We start from the raw sequence: 15,918 nt of genomic DNA, 5'->3' as shown, positions 1-15,918 counted from the left end.
GGAACGTCTACTGTATCTTTAGTATTGTCTGCCACACCTTTTTGCACTTCAGCTGGAGTAGTCAAGCCATTTAAGTTGACATCCAAATCTTTTGTCGCTACAAGGTTGCTCAAATCTGCTTTGCCATCTTTAGCACCGTAAACTTTGATGGTAGCTTTATAGCTTTGAGTGCCGTTTTGTTTCAAGAGGTCTAGAAGCTCTTTATCTGATTTACCTTGGGTGCCGGCCAAGTCCACTTCGTAGAAGTAGAGGCCTTTGCCCAATTTCTCTACTGGTGGAAGAGCAGGATTTTTGGCCGAACCATTGTCTGACCATGGAGCCTTGTCGGATGCTTTTAAGATAAGGCGAGTTAACATACCGTCACCAGCGAAGAATTCATATGGAATGACTTGGTTGACACCAGCTGTGAATGGACCTGGGAAGTTCGCTTTATCTAGATAAGCAGCTGGAACATCTACTGTGTCTTTAGTATTGTCAGCCACGCCCTTTTGGACTTCAGCTGGGGTGGTTGCTGGTTGAGCTTCATTTGCTTCACGGTCTTGTCCAGAAACTGTAGGCGCAGGATTTGTCGCAGGTTTAACCACATCTTCTGTTTCTTTCTTAGATTCTGGTTTTGCTTGCACTTCTTCTTTTGGTGCTACTACTTGGTCTTTAGTAGTCACATCCGCTTTTTCTGGAGAGCTTGTAGTATCCAAGCTTGCTTTAGGTGTTGACTCTGCCTGTTCTGAAGGAAGAGCTGTATCGACTGCTTCTTTGAGAAGTTCTGCTGGTAAGTCACTCTTTTCACTCACCGGAGTAGCATCTGGCACAACTTGAGCAGGGGTTGGATTGACCACATCGGCACGTACAGAACTTGGCTGCCCAACTAGGACAAAAAAGCCACTGGCTACAACAACTGAGGCAACACCGACACTAAGACGGCGAATAGACCAACGAGTATATCTTTGATTTGGATTGAATTTCATAGGATTCTCCTTAGAGTTTTTCTTTATTTGATGACTCTAGTATAATCTCCTAAAATTAAAAAGGATTAAGAAAAAGTTAAAATTTTTCTTAAATCCCTCTTATAAAATACTTATATTAATTTTCTACGAATTGATTTCCGCCAAAGCATCCAAATACTGATTATTGATAACAGCTAAAATATAGGTGTCTGCCTTCAAGAGATCATTGGGGCCAAATTGGACATCCAAGGGTGCATTTTCCTGCTCACGAAATCCGATAATATTGAGGTTATACTTGCCGCGTAAATCTAGCTGACTCAAACTTTGACCAGCCCAAGCACTCGGTATCTTCATCTCTACAACAGAAACATTTTTATCTAATTGAAGGACATCGACGCAATTATGAAACAAAATATTCTGTGCGAGAGACTGTCCCATTTCATACTCAGGTGAGATGACCACATCTGCACCAATTTTTTCCAAGACCTTTTTGGCTGTATGACTTTTGACCTTAGCAATAACAGTCGGTACTCCCAGACTCTTACAGTGCATGACTGCAAGAACACTGGACTCTAGACTTTCTCCCGTCGCAACGACAACTGTATCACAGGTGTCAATCCCCGCAGTTCTGAGGAGTTCCTCATCTGTAATATCCCCAACAACTCCACGCGCCAAAACAGGTTCAAATTGATTGATATGCTCTTCGTGGTCATCAATGGCAATAATATTCATATCTTGTTTGGCGAGCGCTGTCAGGACACTGGTCCCAAAAATTCCCAAACCTAAAATTCCAATCGTACGATCTGACATAGTTCTTCCTTTCTTATCCAATACTAATATCTGCTTTCATATAGTGAATCAAATCTTTCTTATCAGGCTGGTAGTCCGCTAGACTAACCAGCAAGGTCAAGGGACCAATACGGCCAATAAACATGAGCACCATGACAATGCTGAGAGCCATCTTGCCCAATTCTGGTGTCAGATTTGCTGTTACCCCAACTGTCGCAAGGGCTGAAATGGTCTCAAACATGAGGTAGATAAATCGCGGTGTTCCTTCTGCCGTAATTCCCAACAACACCAAACCCAACAAGAAGGTCATCAAAAAGATAATAAAGACACTAAAGGATTTTTGGACTGTGCGAGCCTCAATGGTTCTCTGCGCAACATTGGCATGAGGCAGGCCCAGCAATTCACTACGCGCAAAGACCAATAAGACAAAGAAAGTCGTAATCTTGAGCCCCCCAGCCGTCCCTCCAGGCGCCCCACCCAGAAACATCTGTAGGATATAGATAAACAAGGTCACAGGCCGAGCTTGAGTGTAGTCAATAGAAGCAAAGCCAGCCGTTCTCATGCTAACGGTTTGGAAAAAGCTAACCAGCACTTTCTCTGGAACGCTGAGATTGCCAATGGTTCCTGGATTGTGCCACTCCGTAAAGAGTGTGGATACTGTCCCAAACAGCAAAATCCCTGCGGTCAAGAATAGGACCAGCTTGGTGTGGAAACGCAGACGGCGTTTTTTCTTCTTGTCAAACTGGGTTGCCAAGTCAAACCAGACCATAAAGCCAAGACCTCCTGTGATAATCAAACCAGCAATAACCAGATTGATTAAGGGATCCGTCTGAAAAGCCACTAAACTGCTACTGCCGAAATTATCAAAACCAGCATTACAAAAGGCTGAAATGGCTAAAAAGATAGAGGTGAAAATGCCTCGTCCCCAGCCGAACTCAGGAATAAAACGGAAACTAAGAAGAAAAGCTCCCAAACCCTCCACCAGAAAAGTCGTCAAAAAGATGGAACGCATAAAAGACTTCAAAGACTTACTTTCCCCATAACTAAAACTCTCCTGAATGGTTTCACGACTACGCAGACTAAGCTTTTGCTTGCCTTGGATATAAAAAATCCCGATAAAAGTCATGAGCCCCAGACCACCAATCTGTATCAAGAGCATACAAATCAACTGCCCCCAGACATTATAGGTCGTAGCCACTGGTTGCGTAAAAAGACCAGTCACACAGACCATTGATACTGTCGTAAAAAGATGGTCAAAATAAGTGGCCTGCGAACCACTTGCCTGAACAAAAGGTAAGCTCAAAAGAAGAGAACCTATAAAAATAACTCCAGCGAAACTCAAAAAGATTCGACGAGCAGGCGAAAGTCCACCCAAGGCTCTTTCAATTTTTTTCACAAATAATTTGAATAACATACATCCATTGTACCATAAAAAGAAGGAGAAGAGCTAGAACTGAGAGACTATATCAAGGCATAGTTCCAAGGCCTTCTCGAAAGCTTCTGAACCCCAGTCACGACTATCGTACTGGTCTAAGTCTGCTAAGGAATCAGCTGTAAACAACAACTCTCCCCAGAGAATCCCACGCAGTTGGGCTACTGCTGCAAGTGCAGAACACTCCATCTCCACAACAACACAGCCTTCTTCCTTGCGATAAGCCACCTTTTCAGCCGTTTCTCGGTAAAAACCATCTGTGGACCAGGTCATGACTTCTTCATAGGGAATCTCTCTGGCATCCAAAACTTTCTCAATAGCAGTAATAGCCTCTGGCTGAATTTCCATATAACGAGAAGGTGCCACATAGTGATAACTGGCTCCTTCATCTCGCAGAGCCCGAACAGGGACTAGAAAGGTATTTTCTTCTATATCAGCCAGCACACCACAGGTTCCGGTGGAAATAATCTGCTCCACACCATAGCCAATCAACCAATCCATAAACTGGGCAGCTGGGGCTGAACCGACAGGAGCCTGAGCCAGACAGACCTCCTCGCCTTTGTAGTTAACGACATAGACTGAATAGGTCTTGGTGGCTGAAACGAATTCGCCGACACAGTCCGCCCCTACTTCCCTCGCATAGCGGTCAATCTCCTCCTCCAAAAATGCATAGACACACTTCTTGGGCAATTGCAAATCCAAACCTTCGTGATTGGGCATGATGACCGCCTGAGGATTATCATCGAATTCTAAAATAGGAATCGCATGTTTCTGAATCATAACCCACCTCCTCTAATTTTGTACTATTGTATCAAAAGCTGACCGAGTGTCAAGAAAGAAGGTGATGCACTGAGAATAAAAACAATACAATCGCAACCAATCTCCACCAAGTCAAAACAACTTGCTTGACAAAAGCTTGACTTCATGGTTTAATATACCCCATAAGGGTATATTTGGAGGTGCCTATGTTTCACTTATTTACAAAAATTGACAGTATTTCTACCAGCGAGTTAGAAGCTAAACTCAAGAAACCGATTCAGCTACTGGATGTTCGGACGCCTATGGAATTCCGTAGAGGTCATATCAAAAATGCCAAAAATGTTCCTCTAACCGAAATTGGTTCCTACACACCAGCAACAAAAGAAACACTTTATGTCATTTGTCATTCTGGTGTACGAAGTAAGATGGCTGCTAAAAAGCTAAAGAAAAAAGGCTACGATGTCATCAATGTCCGAGGCGGTATGAGTGCTTGGACAGGTAAAGTCATCTAGAAGCATAAAGGAGAAGTCAATGAAAATGATCATTGTCGGGGGAGTTGCAGGCGGTATGTCAGCAGCAACCCGCCTCAGACGTCTCATGGAAGACGCTGAAATCACTATTTTTGAGAAAGGTCCCTTTGTTTCCTTTGCAAACTGCGGACTTCCTTACTATGTTTCAGGAGAGATTGCAAACCGTGATAGTTTATTGGTCCAAACTCCTGAAAGTCTCAAGGCACGCTTTAATCTGGATGTTCGTCCTTTCCATGAGGTTATCAGCATTTCGCCAGCAGAACACACTGTAACAGTGCGACACGATGAACAGGAATTCACAGAAAGCTACGACAAGTTGATCCTCTCCCCAGGAGCTAAACCATTTGTTCCTACCATTGAAGGCTTGGCAGAATCTAAGAACGCCTACACGCTCCGCAATGTTCCCGATCTCGATGAAATTATGGCAGCCTTGGACAATTATCCAAAAGAAGCTGTCGTTATCGGTGCAGGCTTTATCGGGCTTGAAATGGCTGAAAATCTGGCAAAACGTGGCTTGCAAGTTACTATTGTTGAGAAAGCACCCCATGTCTTGACACCATTAGATCAAGAAATGGCAGCCTTTGTTCAAGAAGAATTGGTTAAAAACGGCGTTCGCGTTATCACTTCTCAGTCTGCGACTCGATTTGAAGACCAAGGAAAAGTCATCGTTCTCGAAAACGGTCAAAAGATCACTTCTGACCTCACCATCCTTTCTGTCGGTGTTGAACCTGAAAACGGATTGGCCAAATCTGCGGGGATTGAACTGGGACTTAGAGGTGGGATTCTGGTTGATGAACATTACGAAACCAGTCAAAAAGATATTTTTGCAGTTGGGGATGCCATTGTCGTCAAGCAAGAGATTACGGGCCAAGACGCTCTCATCTCTCTCGCTTCTCCTGCCAATCGTCAAGGACGACAAGTAGCGGACGTCATCGCAGGACTAGGACGTACAAACAAGGGCAGTATCGGCACTGCTATTGTTCGTGCCTTTGATATGACAGCTGCTTCGACTGGTCTCAGCGAACATATCCTTAGCATGAATCAACTTCCTTACAAGGCACTTCATGTCAGCGGAAAAGACCACGCCGGTTATTACCCAGGAGCTACTGATATGACCTTGAAGCTCCTCTTTGACCCAACCACTGGAAAAATCTATGGTGCCCAAGGAGTTGGGAAGAAAGGTGTTGACAAGCGAATCGATATTCTAGCAACTGCTATCAAGGGAAAGCTCACCGTCTTTGACTTACCAGAATTGGAATTCACCTATGCGCCACCTTTTGGATCTGCCAAGGATCCCGTCAATATGCTGGGCTACGCAGCCTTGAACCTTATCGAAGGTCTCAGCGACAATGTTCAATGGTACCAGCTCGAAGACGAACTAGCTAAGGGAAAGAAATTCCTTGATGTACGGACAAGTAGCGAACTTCAAAGTGGCCGACTTAAGGTAGACACTATACACATCCCCCTAAACGAACTACGGGATCGCTTGGATGAACTTGACAAGAACCAAGCCTACATCGTCAGCTGCCACAGTGGTTTTCGCAGCTATATCGCAGAGCGTATCCTCAAGCAAGCAGGATTTGCCGTCCAAAACCTTGACGGCGCTTATTCACTATACAAAATAGCTAACCCAGAAGGAGTAGAATATGGAAACTAGTATCAGTATGGCTGACTTTTATGGAAAATATCAAAATGAAAATCTAGAACTTATCGATGTCCGTGAAGTACATGAATTCCAAGCAGGACATGCACCAGGTGCCAAAAATCTTCCATTAAGTACCTTGGAACAAGGCTACAAAGAACTCAAACCTGACCATGAATACCATGTCATCTGTCAAGGAGGAGTCCGCTCTGCATCTGCCTGCCAATTTCTCAGCGCCCAAGGCCTTACCGTTACCAATGTAGAAGGTGGTATGAATGCTTGGCCTGGTCAAGTAGAATAATCAAGCGGAGCTGGGCAAAAACGCAATTTCAGGAGAAAGTGAAGTAATACTCAATGAAAATCAAAGTGCAAGCTGCAGGCTGCTCAAAACACTGTTTTGAGGTTGTAGATAAGACTGACAAAGTCAGGAACATATTTCTACAGCAAGGTGAAGCTGACGTGGTTTGAAGAGATTTTCGAAGAGTATAAATCTCCCCACAATAAAACGCATAGTATCAAGGTTTTTCAATACCTGATACTATGCGTTTTTTTAATTTTAAAGACTTTTTCCAGCCTCTCTTGATTCACATTAAACTATTCTAATAGCAGAGATCTTTGCAACTCTTATCTCTTTATTTCCGTTTAATCAAGTAGCGGATAGCCTTTTCTAGGCGTTCTTTTTGAGCTTCAGGATCATCTAGCGGCTGGTTGATACATTCAGTAAGATTTTCGGTAATTATCATCTCAATCACGCGCTCCACACTAGATTTCACTGCTGTCAATTGCGTCACAATATCAGCACAATCACGATCTTCTTCAATCATTTTTTGAATTCCACGCAACTGGCCCTCTGAACGTTTCAAACGAATAATATACTTTGAGTTTGTCATTTCTTTTTCCTTGCTCGATTTTTCTTCATTATATCTCTAATCAGCTTCTTTGTCAAAATTCTCGCCCATCCAGCTCACGCGATTCTATTACCAAAAACTTTTCAAAAGGCAAACTAGCCGTACTGATAACTCGATAGAAATCCCTAGTTTTATCTTGCTAAACGAATACGAGTCACAATTCCATCTGGGTCTGTGATTTCCAACTGGCTCAATGTCAGCCATTTGATTGATACATCAACTTCTTGTGCTCTCTGGGCAATCGTTAACAGTTCTTCTTTATGTGCGACTTCAATGACATAATAGGCTAAGCCTGGCAAGCCTTGCTTACGCGTAGCTAGGCCTTTTCCTCCCCATTCGTTGACAGCTAAATGATGATGGTAATCCCCAGCCGCAATCCAACTAGCGCTAGGCACACTGAATTTATCCTCTAGTCCTAACACTTTTTGATAAAACTGGCTGGACTTTCGACTATCCTTGACGGAAAGATGAATATGCCCCATTCTCGTGCCATCTGCTAGAATAAAGGGCTCTACTCTTTCCCCCAACTCATAGATATCCTGCGCCGCAAGGGCCTCTGTCACCCCAATAATGCGACCATCTTCTCGAATATCCCATGTGGAAACTGGCTTATCTCGATAGAGCTCGATGCCATTTCCCTCCAAATCTTCCAAGTAAAGGGCCTCACTGTAACCGTGGTCTGCACCACCGACAAGAGGAATCTGTAATTCTGTCAGGTGTTTCAAGACATCCGCCAAAGCCTTGCGTGTCGGCAAGAGAATAGCCAGATGGTAAAGACCATAATGTCCCCTTACTTCTCCACTCTCTTGTGCTTGAATCAAATGTACCAAGGCTTTTCCACCAAGGCCTAGAATGGCCTCTGTCTCAGTTTGAGATAAGATTTCTAAACCAATAATTTGCTGATAAAAGGCTGTTTGACTTGCCAAATCCTCTACATTTAAAACTGCCTCTGCTAAATAAACGTGGCTCTTGTATTCATAGGTCATAAATATTTCTCTCTTTTATTGTAATCGAAATTATTACAACTATTATATAATTTCTATCAAGAAAGTCAAGCCAGACAACTTGAAGGAACTCCCCTAGCAAAAAACAATCCCAGAAAATTCTTCTCGGATTGTTTTGTATTTATTTTACTAGGCTAGCAAAGTTATTTCTTAAATCGACGTTTTCTGTGGGATTGAGATACATCTTGTCACCATTGGTCGTTGGTGAGTGGAAAACGATTCCTTCGCCAGTATCTGTAATAGCAAAGAAGTAATTGTGAACGGTTGGGTATTTATCCCAATTACTGTAAGTTTCTACAATGCGGTATTTGGCAGTACCACTACCTGTTTTTGAAAATTCCGCATCAAGTTTGCTACCATCTGTCCAATAGAGCATATCCGCACCGATATTTCCTGCTACTATCCCTTTTTGGTAGTTAGGTTGTCCCATTTGATTTCCCCAAGTCACCATAAACTCTGCTAAAGCTGCAGACTTACCCGCTGTCCAAGGTCCTTTTTCTTCTGACTTAGAAGAGGTCGTCCCCTTAGGATCTTTTGCGTTCCCACTTGACGAACTAGTAGTCATTTCTGAAGTAGAGGTTAGTCTTTCTTTACTAGGAGTATAGCTAAATTCTTTCCATGAAAGTTGATCTGGAGTTAACTCATCAGCCTCTGTTTTCCCAAATTTCTCTAGTAATTTCTTATCAGTAATTTTAATTTCCTTGCTACTAAGTTTGGTAATACCCTTAGCTCCTTCTAACTTGTCTAGAGTCCCCACGCCATCACCAGTTCCTGAAGACCAGCCCAAAGATAAAATCTCACCCGTTTTAAAGAGTTTAATTGCACTACGGGCACCACCTTGTCCTGCTACAAATCCATCAGCAAGCAAGCTTGGTTGACCGTCTTTTAGGTAATACACACCCGTCAAGAAATAATTCTTACCTGCAGCTTGACTTCCAATAATCATCTCTGACTGACCATCCCCATCCAAATCTGAAAACGCATAACGTTGTCTAGATGGGTCAGCCGCTGCAGATTCAATCACCCATGAATGAATCACCCGATCAGACTTATGAAGTTTTGCTTCAATATCAGGAACAGACATTTTTCCAGAAGATAAAATCACCTCATAGTCCTCAAAAACACTCTTATAAAGATCTTCTACCGCCTTTTTCGTTTCTTCCTTGGTCCCTCCAACAAAGTTTTTCGTGGGTTCTGGTAAGCCAATCGAACTACAAGCAGTTAAACAACCGACTGACACGGCCACAACTAAGCCTAGAATCCATTTCTGTTTCATCATCGTATTTTTCCTTTTATCCTTTTTCTACATTATACAAAAAAGCTACATCAAACACCAATTAAAATTTTCTTGTAAAGAGGATCACATAAAGCCATTTTATACGCCAAAGAAAAAGGAGCGGATATAATATCCTACTCCTTATTCTTGTCAGAAAATCTAATTAGAATTAGTCTTCTTTTTTCTTGCGAGCAACAAGTCCAAATCCACTTAAGACACCTAGAAGTCCAAGTGCTGCTAGGCTAGCATTGTCTTCAGTACCAGTGTTTGGAAGTTCAGCTTGTCCTTTAGCTTCTGATGAAGCTGCTGGAGCTTGTGGTGCTTCACCAGTTACTGGTGCTGATAGCATCATTGGTGTTGCTGGAGCAGCTGGTGTTGTTGGTTGACTTGGAGATGTAGGATCTACCGGATTCATTGGGTTTTCTTGATTTGTTCCTGGCTTTTCAGGAGTGTTCGGTATTCCTGGTGTTTCTGGGTTCTCAGGTTTTTCAGGAGTTTTCGGAGTCTCTGGAGTTCCTGGGTTCTCAGGTTTTTCAGGAGTTTCTTCTTTAATTTCTTTATACACATAAGTAACTTCTATTGTTCCTTCTGTTACTTTACCAGTTTCAGCACCTTTAGTTGCAGTTGGTACTAATGCGTATTTCTTACCATCTTTTGTAGTGATTGTAGCTAGTTTGTTATCAGTTGTGTCATATGCTGAATTTATAGATCCGTCTGTAGTATCTTTAACGTCTTCTGCGATTGCGTTACCCGCTTCGTCTACATAACGAACTACTACGTTCCCTTTAATTTCTTTGTACACATATGTTACTTCTGTTGTTTTACCTGCTTCAACACTTCCGTTTTCGTCACCTTTAGTTGATGCTGGTACCAATTCGTATACTTTTCCTTCTGGAGTAGTGATACGAGTTGGTTTCATATCATTATCAGTAGTGTTGTAAGTAACTCCTGGTTTACCGTCTTTAGTATCAACAGCGTCTGTTTGGATTGTGTTTCCAGCTTCGTCTACATAGTGAACTACTACTTGTCCTGCTTTTTCGTAAACGTAAGTTACTTCAGTTTTACCTTCTACTACGTCTCCTGTTTCAGGTTTAGAATCTTCTTTAACAGCTTTTTCTGTTAAGTAGTATTTAACACCATCTTTTTCGATTGTTGCTAGTTTATTGTCAGTTGTATCGTATTTAGCGTTTAGAGAAGCACCTTTAGTATCTTCTTTATCGTCAGCGATTACGTTACCTTCTGTGTCAACATAGTGAACTACTACATCACCAGTTACTTCTTTATAAACGTAAGTAACTTCTGTTGTTCCTTCTGTTACTTTACCGTTCTCAGTACCTTTAGTTGCAGTTGGTACTAATGCGTATTTCTTACCATCTTTTGTAGTAATTACAGCTGGTTTGTTGTCAGTTGTGTCATATGCTGAGCTTACTGATCCGTCAGTCGTATCTTTAACATCTTCAGCGATTGTGTTACCCGCTTCATCAGTGTAGTGAACGACTACGTTTCCTTTAACTTCTTTATACACATATGTTACTTCTGTTGTCTTACCTGCTTCAACATCACCAGTTTCGTTACCTTTAGTTGATGCTGGAACGAGTTCATATACTTTTCCTTCTGGAGTTGTGATACGAGTTGGTTTCATATCGTTATCAGAAGTATCGTACTTAGCTCCTGGTTGACCGTCTTTAGTATCAACAGCATCTGCTTGAAGAGTGTTTCCAGCTTCGTCTACGTAATGAACAAGAACGTTTCCTGCTTTTTCGTATACATAAGTGATTTCTGTAGTTCCTTCTACAACAGCACCGTTTTCTGGTTTAGAACCGTCTTTAAGCTCTTTAGCTGTTAAGTAGTAAACTTGTCCATCTTTTTCAAGTTTAGCTGGTTTGTTGTCAGTTGTATCATATTTCTCACTTAGTGATCCATTTTCTACATCTTTCGTATCTTCAGCTAATGTGTTTCCTTCTGTATCAACGTAGTGAACGACTACATTACCAGTGATTTCTTTGTAGACGTAAGTTACTTCTGTAGTTTCACCAGCTTTAACTTTACCTGTTTCATCACCTTTAGTTGATTGAGGGATTAACTCGTATACTTTTCCTTCTGGAGTAGTGATACGGTTTGGTTTCATATCGTTATCAGCAGTGTTGTAGTCAGCGTTTGGTTTGCCGTCTTTTGTATCAACAGCATCCACTTGAATCGTGTTACCTTTGTCATCAGTGTAGTGAACGACTACTTGTCCTGCTTTTTCGTAAACGTAAGTTACTTCAGTTTTACCTTCTACTACGTCTCCGTTTTCTGGTTTAGAATCGTCTTTGACAGCTTTTTCTGTTAAGTAGTAAACAGTTCCGTCTTTTTCGATTTTCTCTGGTTTGTTATCAGTTGTATCGTATTTAGCGTTTAGAGAAGCACCTTTTGTATCTTCTTTATCTTCAGCAATTACGTTACCTTCTGTATCAACGTAGTGAACGACTACATCACCAGTAACTTCTTTATAAACGTAGGTTACTTCTTTCGTTTCACCTGCAACAACTTTACCAGTTTCGTCACCTTTAGTTGCTGTTGGTACTAGTTCGTATACTTTGCCTTCTGCAGTTGTGATACGAGTTGGTTTCATATCGTTATCCGCAGTGTTGTAGTCTAATCCTGGACGTCCGTCTACAGTGTCTTTTGCACCTGAAGCAACATTTGCACCAGCTGGGTCAACACCTACTAATGGAGTTCCATCTTCTGTTTGGTAGTTAACGACTACTTGTCCTGCTTTTTCATAAACGTAAGTTACTGTAGTTGTACCTTCAACGACATCACCAGTAGCTGGTTTAGAATCATCTTTAAGTTCTTTAGCTGTTAAGTAATATTTAATACCGTCTTTAGTGATTTCAGCTTTTTTGTGGTCTGCTGTGTCATATTTAACGTTTAGAGAAGCATCTGTTTCGTCTTTTTCGTCTTCAGCAAGTGTGTTACCTTCAGTATCTTCATACTTAACAACTACATTACCTTTAACTTCTTTATAAACGTATGTTACTTCTTTAGTTTGACCTGATTCTACTGTACCTGTTTCATCACCTTTAGTTGATGCTGGTACTAGTTCGTATACTTTTCCTTCTGCAGTTGTGATACGATTTGGTTTCATTCCGTTATCTGCAGTGTTGTATTCAGAACCTGGTTTTCCATTGTCAGTGTCTTTTGCACCTGAAGCTACATCTTTACCATCTGCAGTTCCTACTAATGGAGTACCGTCTTCTGTTTGGTAATTAACAATGACTGATCCAGCTTTTTCATAAACGTAAGTTACATCAGTTTTACCTTCAACTACGTTTCCAGTTTCTGGTTTAGAATCATCTTTAAGACCAGCTTTTGTAATGTAGTATACAGTTCCGTCTTCTGCAGTGATTTTTTCTGGTTTGTTATCAACAGCAGTGTCATACTTTTCGCTTAGAGATGCACCTTTTAGGTCATCCTTGTCAGCTGCGATTTTGTTACCTTCTTTGTCAACATAGTGAACTACTACGTCTCCAGTAACTTCTTTATAAACGTATGTTACTTCTTTAGTTTCTCCAGCTACTACTGTACCTGTTTCATCACCTTTAGTTGATGCTGGTACTAGTTCGTAGACTTTGCCTTCTGCAGTTGTGATACGGTTTGGTTTCATTCCGTTATCAGAAGTGTCGTATGCTGATCCAGGTCTTCCATCTACAGTATCTTTAGCACCTGAAGCTACATTCGCACCTGCTGCATCTACACCTACTAGTGGAGTTCCGTCTTCTGTTTGGTAGTTAACGACTACTTGTCCTGCTTTTTCGTAAACGTATGTTACTGTAGTTGTTCCTTCAACAACATCTCCAGTAGCTGGTTTAGAACCGTCTTTAAGTTCTTTAGCTGTTAAGTAATATTTAACACCATCTTTAGTGATTTCATCTTTTTTGTGGTCTGCTGTGTCGTATTTAACGTTTAGAGAAGCATCTGTTTCGTCTTTTTCGTCATCAGCGATTACGTTACCTTCAGTATCTTCATACTTAACGACCACGTTACCTTTTACTTCTTTATAAACGTATGTTACTTCTTTCGTTTCTCCAGCAACAACTTTACCAGTTTCATCACCTTTAGTTGCTGTTGGTACTAATTCGTATACTTTTCCTTCTGCAGTTGTGATGCGGTTTGGTTTCATTCCATTGTCCGCAGTGTTGTAATCAGTTCCTGCTTTAGCATCTGTTGTGTCTTTAGCACCTGATTCTACATTTGCTCCATCTGCAGTTCCTACTAATGGCGTTCCATCTTCTGTTTGATAGTTAACGATTACTGAACCAGCTTTTTCGTAAACGTAAGTTACTGTAGTTGTTCCTTCTACTACGTCTCCAGTAGCTGGTTTAGAATCATCTTTAAGTTCTTTAGTTGTTAAGTAGTATTTAACACCATCTTTTTCGATAGATTCTTTTTTGTGGTCAGCTGTGTCGTATTTAACATTTAGAGAAGCATCTGTTTCATCTTGTTCGTCATCAGCAAGTGTGTTACCTTCTGTATCTACATACTTAACAACAACATTACCTTTAACTTCTTTATAAACGTATGTTACTTCTTTAGTTGTTCCTGATTCAACTTCACCTGTTTCTTCACCTTCAGTTGATTCTGGAACTAATTGGTAAACTTTTCCTTCTGCAGTTTTAATACGTTCTGGTTTCATTCCGTTATCTGCAGTGTTATAAGCTGTTCCTGGTTTACCATTATCAGTGTCTTTGGCACCTGATTCTACAGTTTTGCTTTCATCACCAACTACTGTACCTGTAAGTGGAGTTCCATCTTCAGTTTTGTAGTTAACGATTACTGATCCAGCTTTTTCATAGATGTAAGTTACTTTTGTAACACCTTCTACTACTGTCCCTGTTTCAGCTGGTGATGTAGTTTCTTGATCGTTTACAGCAGTTTTAGTGTTTGCTTCGTTTAGGTAGTAAACATTTCCTTGTGCATCCGTAAGTTTTTGAGGTTTTTCATCTGCATTTTCTTTAGTGTTATACGCTACGTTTTTAGGCGTTTTAACAGTTTTATCTTCTACAACTACTTCTTGTCCATCAGCATTTACGTAGTAATGTTCAGTTACTACTTCAGCTACTGTCTCAGGAGTATCAGTATAAGGAGATTTTAATTCTACTCCGTCTGTTGTTTGGTAGTTCACTACTACAGAACCTTTTTTCTCTACTTCACGAGTTTTTTCTTCTGCATAAGTGTAAGTGATTGTTGTAGTACCACTTGCTAAACGGTATGCACGAAGAGGAGTAATTTCATCACGGTAAGAAAACTCTTCAACATCCGGCGAAGGAGTATTTAATTTAAGAACAAAATCAGGAGTATCTTCTATAGTACTTGAATCTGATTCAGAAACGCTTGATATATCAGCTGTTATATCAGTTGTAGGTCTTCCTTTATCATCAACTTGATCTCCCTTATCAGCAATAATCGCGTTAGGGTCACCAGCTTGTGCTCCTATTCCTAAACCAATATATCGTTTGAAATTAAGAAGGTTATCTTCAAATCCTTTTTCTTGAAGATATGCAAGATATCCTTTCACAAGAGTTTTGTTTGCTACTCCTGTTAAAGTATCTGGAGCCGCTTTAAAGTTTTGTACCATTGCATATGTTCTATTTACAGTAGCCCCAGATCCATCTTTATCATCTGCTACATTATCACTAGATGTCAATTGTATGCTTGCTGTTAAAGCGAAACTCTCAGTTTTAGCTGTTACATAGGTATTTTTCTCAAGGACGAAAACATAGTCTCCTTCTTTGATTCCACCATCAGCTGTTACGTTAGCTGAAGTGAAATCTTTTGCTGCAGCTTCTCCAGCTTTGAAAGCTTCTACCATCTTAGCATCAGAAGTGATTGCACCTGAATCAGCTAGTACATATTTACCATATGTTCCTTTCCCTGTTTGTTCAACGATCCAAGCTTTTCCACCAGCTTTTACAGTATCATAAGTGATTTTACCTTCTGCATTACTTAATCCTTCTGGAGTAAGTTTCGCGGTTACATCACCTAGAGTTGTGTCAGAGTATACTCCTCCACCGTTTCCAGTAGTTTCAACTTTAGGTTCTCCGATTAGGTGGTAAGTTTTCCCATCTTTTTCGATTGTTGCTTTCTTACCGTTTTCTTTAGCGTCGTTTAGGTCGCTATCTTCTGCATCGCCACCAGTAGTTTCTTTGAAAACTTCTCCTGATTTACCGTATACATCGTATGTTGTTTCGATTGTTTTATCAGCACCAGAATTTTGGTTTTTATTTTCTTCTAGAACAGTATTACCTTCAGCAGTTACATATTTGTAATCTACTTTTCCTGTTTTAGTAATTGTATTTGTTCCCTCTGCAGTTGGATCAGTTGAAAATTGCCTACCTTCATTTGGGTTCTCAATATTAGCTGTATCTACAATTACTGACCCCTTATCATTTGAGATCGTTGTTGTGTTGTCGCTGTTTTCTTTCATCGCTGCTTCTACAGTCTGGGTTTGTCCTGCCATTGCAAGGGCTGCACCGACAATCAGACCTACTGTACCGATCTTGACTGAGTCTGAACGACCGTCTTTAAACTTACGAATGGAAAATTTTTCTTTTTTATTTATAAACATCCTTAGTATCCTTTACGACTATTT

11 protein-coding genes are annotated in these 15,918 nt (G+C 40.9%); 3 read left to right on the top strand and 8 right to left on the bottom strand.

The window, feature by feature from the left end; translation table 11 throughout:
- From HMPREF1117_RS03105 to HMPREF1117_RS03090, 4 genes are all read right to left on the bottom strand, one after another.
- The coding region (locus HMPREF1117_RS03105) for an SSURE domain-containing protein (RefSeq protein ID WP_000671399.1) at positions 1-965 on the bottom strand (965 nt) is incomplete at its 3' end.
- A 123-nt stretch (positions 966-1,088) separates the two neighbouring features.
- On the bottom strand, positions 1,089-1,754 hold the full coding sequence (locus tag HMPREF1117_RS03100) for a potassium channel family protein (protein WP_001283914.1): 666 nt from the start codon (positions 1,752-1,754) through the stop codon (positions 1,089-1,091).
- 13 nt (positions 1,755-1,767) lie between these two features.
- Complete coding sequence (locus tag HMPREF1117_RS03095; protein WP_000897706.1) at positions 1,768-3,147, bottom strand: TrkH family potassium uptake protein; 1,380 nt, start codon at positions 3,145-3,147, stop codon at positions 1,768-1,770.
- A gap of 33 nt (positions 3,148-3,180) precedes the next feature.
- Positions 3,181-3,945 carry a nucleoside phosphorylase gene (locus tag HMPREF1117_RS03090; RefSeq protein ID WP_000614989.1) on the bottom strand — a complete coding sequence of 255 codons (765 nt, stop codon included), beginning with the start codon at positions 3,943-3,945 and terminating at the stop codon, positions 3,181-3,183.
- Positions 3,946-4,130: 185 nt separating this feature from the next.
- On the opposite strand from HMPREF1117_RS03090, the gene HMPREF1117_RS03085 reads away from it, so the two are divergent.
- Genes HMPREF1117_RS03085 through HMPREF1117_RS03075 form a run of 3 tightly spaced genes read left to right on the top strand, consistent with a single transcriptional unit; the run spans position 4,131 to position 6,397 of the window.
- Entirely contained in the window at positions 4,131-4,436 is a 306-nt protein-coding gene (locus tag HMPREF1117_RS03085) for a rhodanese-like domain-containing protein (RefSeq protein ID WP_000468859.1), read from the top strand.
- Positions 4,437-4,455: 19 nt separating this feature from the next.
- Entirely contained in the window at positions 4,456-6,111 is a 1,656-nt protein-coding gene (locus HMPREF1117_RS03080) for an FAD-dependent oxidoreductase (protein ID WP_000781982.1), read from the top strand.
- Positions 6,101-6,397, top strand: coding sequence for a rhodanese-like domain-containing protein (locus tag HMPREF1117_RS03075; protein WP_000450185.1), 297 nt, complete (start codon positions 6,101-6,103; stop codon positions 6,395-6,397). The genes HMPREF1117_RS03080 and HMPREF1117_RS03075 overlap by 11 nt, the downstream gene beginning before the upstream one ends.
- A 331-nt stretch (positions 6,398-6,728) precedes the next feature.
- Here HMPREF1117_RS03075 and HMPREF1117_RS03070 read toward each other — a convergent pair whose 3' ends face one another.
- From HMPREF1117_RS03070 to HMPREF1117_RS03055, 4 genes are all read right to left on the bottom strand, one after another.
- Positions 6,729-6,986 (bottom strand): metal-sensitive transcriptional regulator, encoded by a 258-nt coding sequence (locus tag HMPREF1117_RS03070; protein ID WP_000185147.1) that lies wholly within the window; start codon positions 6,984-6,986, stop codon positions 6,729-6,731.
- 149 nt (positions 6,987-7,135) lie between these two features.
- Positions 7,136-7,990 (bottom strand): VOC family protein, encoded by an 855-nt coding sequence (locus HMPREF1117_RS03065; protein WP_000220725.1) that lies wholly within the window; start codon positions 7,988-7,990, stop codon positions 7,136-7,138.
- A gap of 139 nt (positions 7,991-8,129) precedes the next feature.
- Complete coding sequence (locus tag HMPREF1117_RS03060; RefSeq protein WP_000977618.1) at positions 8,130-9,287, bottom strand: DUF4767 domain-containing protein; 1,158 nt, start codon at positions 9,285-9,287, stop codon at positions 8,130-8,132.
- Between the two features lie 166 nt (positions 9,288-9,453).
- Positions 9,454-15,894 (bottom strand): MucBP domain-containing protein, encoded by a 6,441-nt coding sequence (locus HMPREF1117_RS03055; protein ID WP_000470454.1) that lies wholly within the window; start codon positions 15,892-15,894, stop codon positions 9,454-9,456.
- Positions 15,895-15,918 lie beyond the last annotated feature (24 nt).

The organism is Streptococcus sp. SK643 (assembly GCF_000259505.1).
Classification (GTDB): Bacteria; Bacillota; Bacilli; order Lactobacillales; family Streptococcaceae; genus Streptococcus.
The sequence above is the reverse complement of the archived record's forward strand: the minus strand, read 5'-3'. Positions and strand labels throughout refer to the sequence as shown.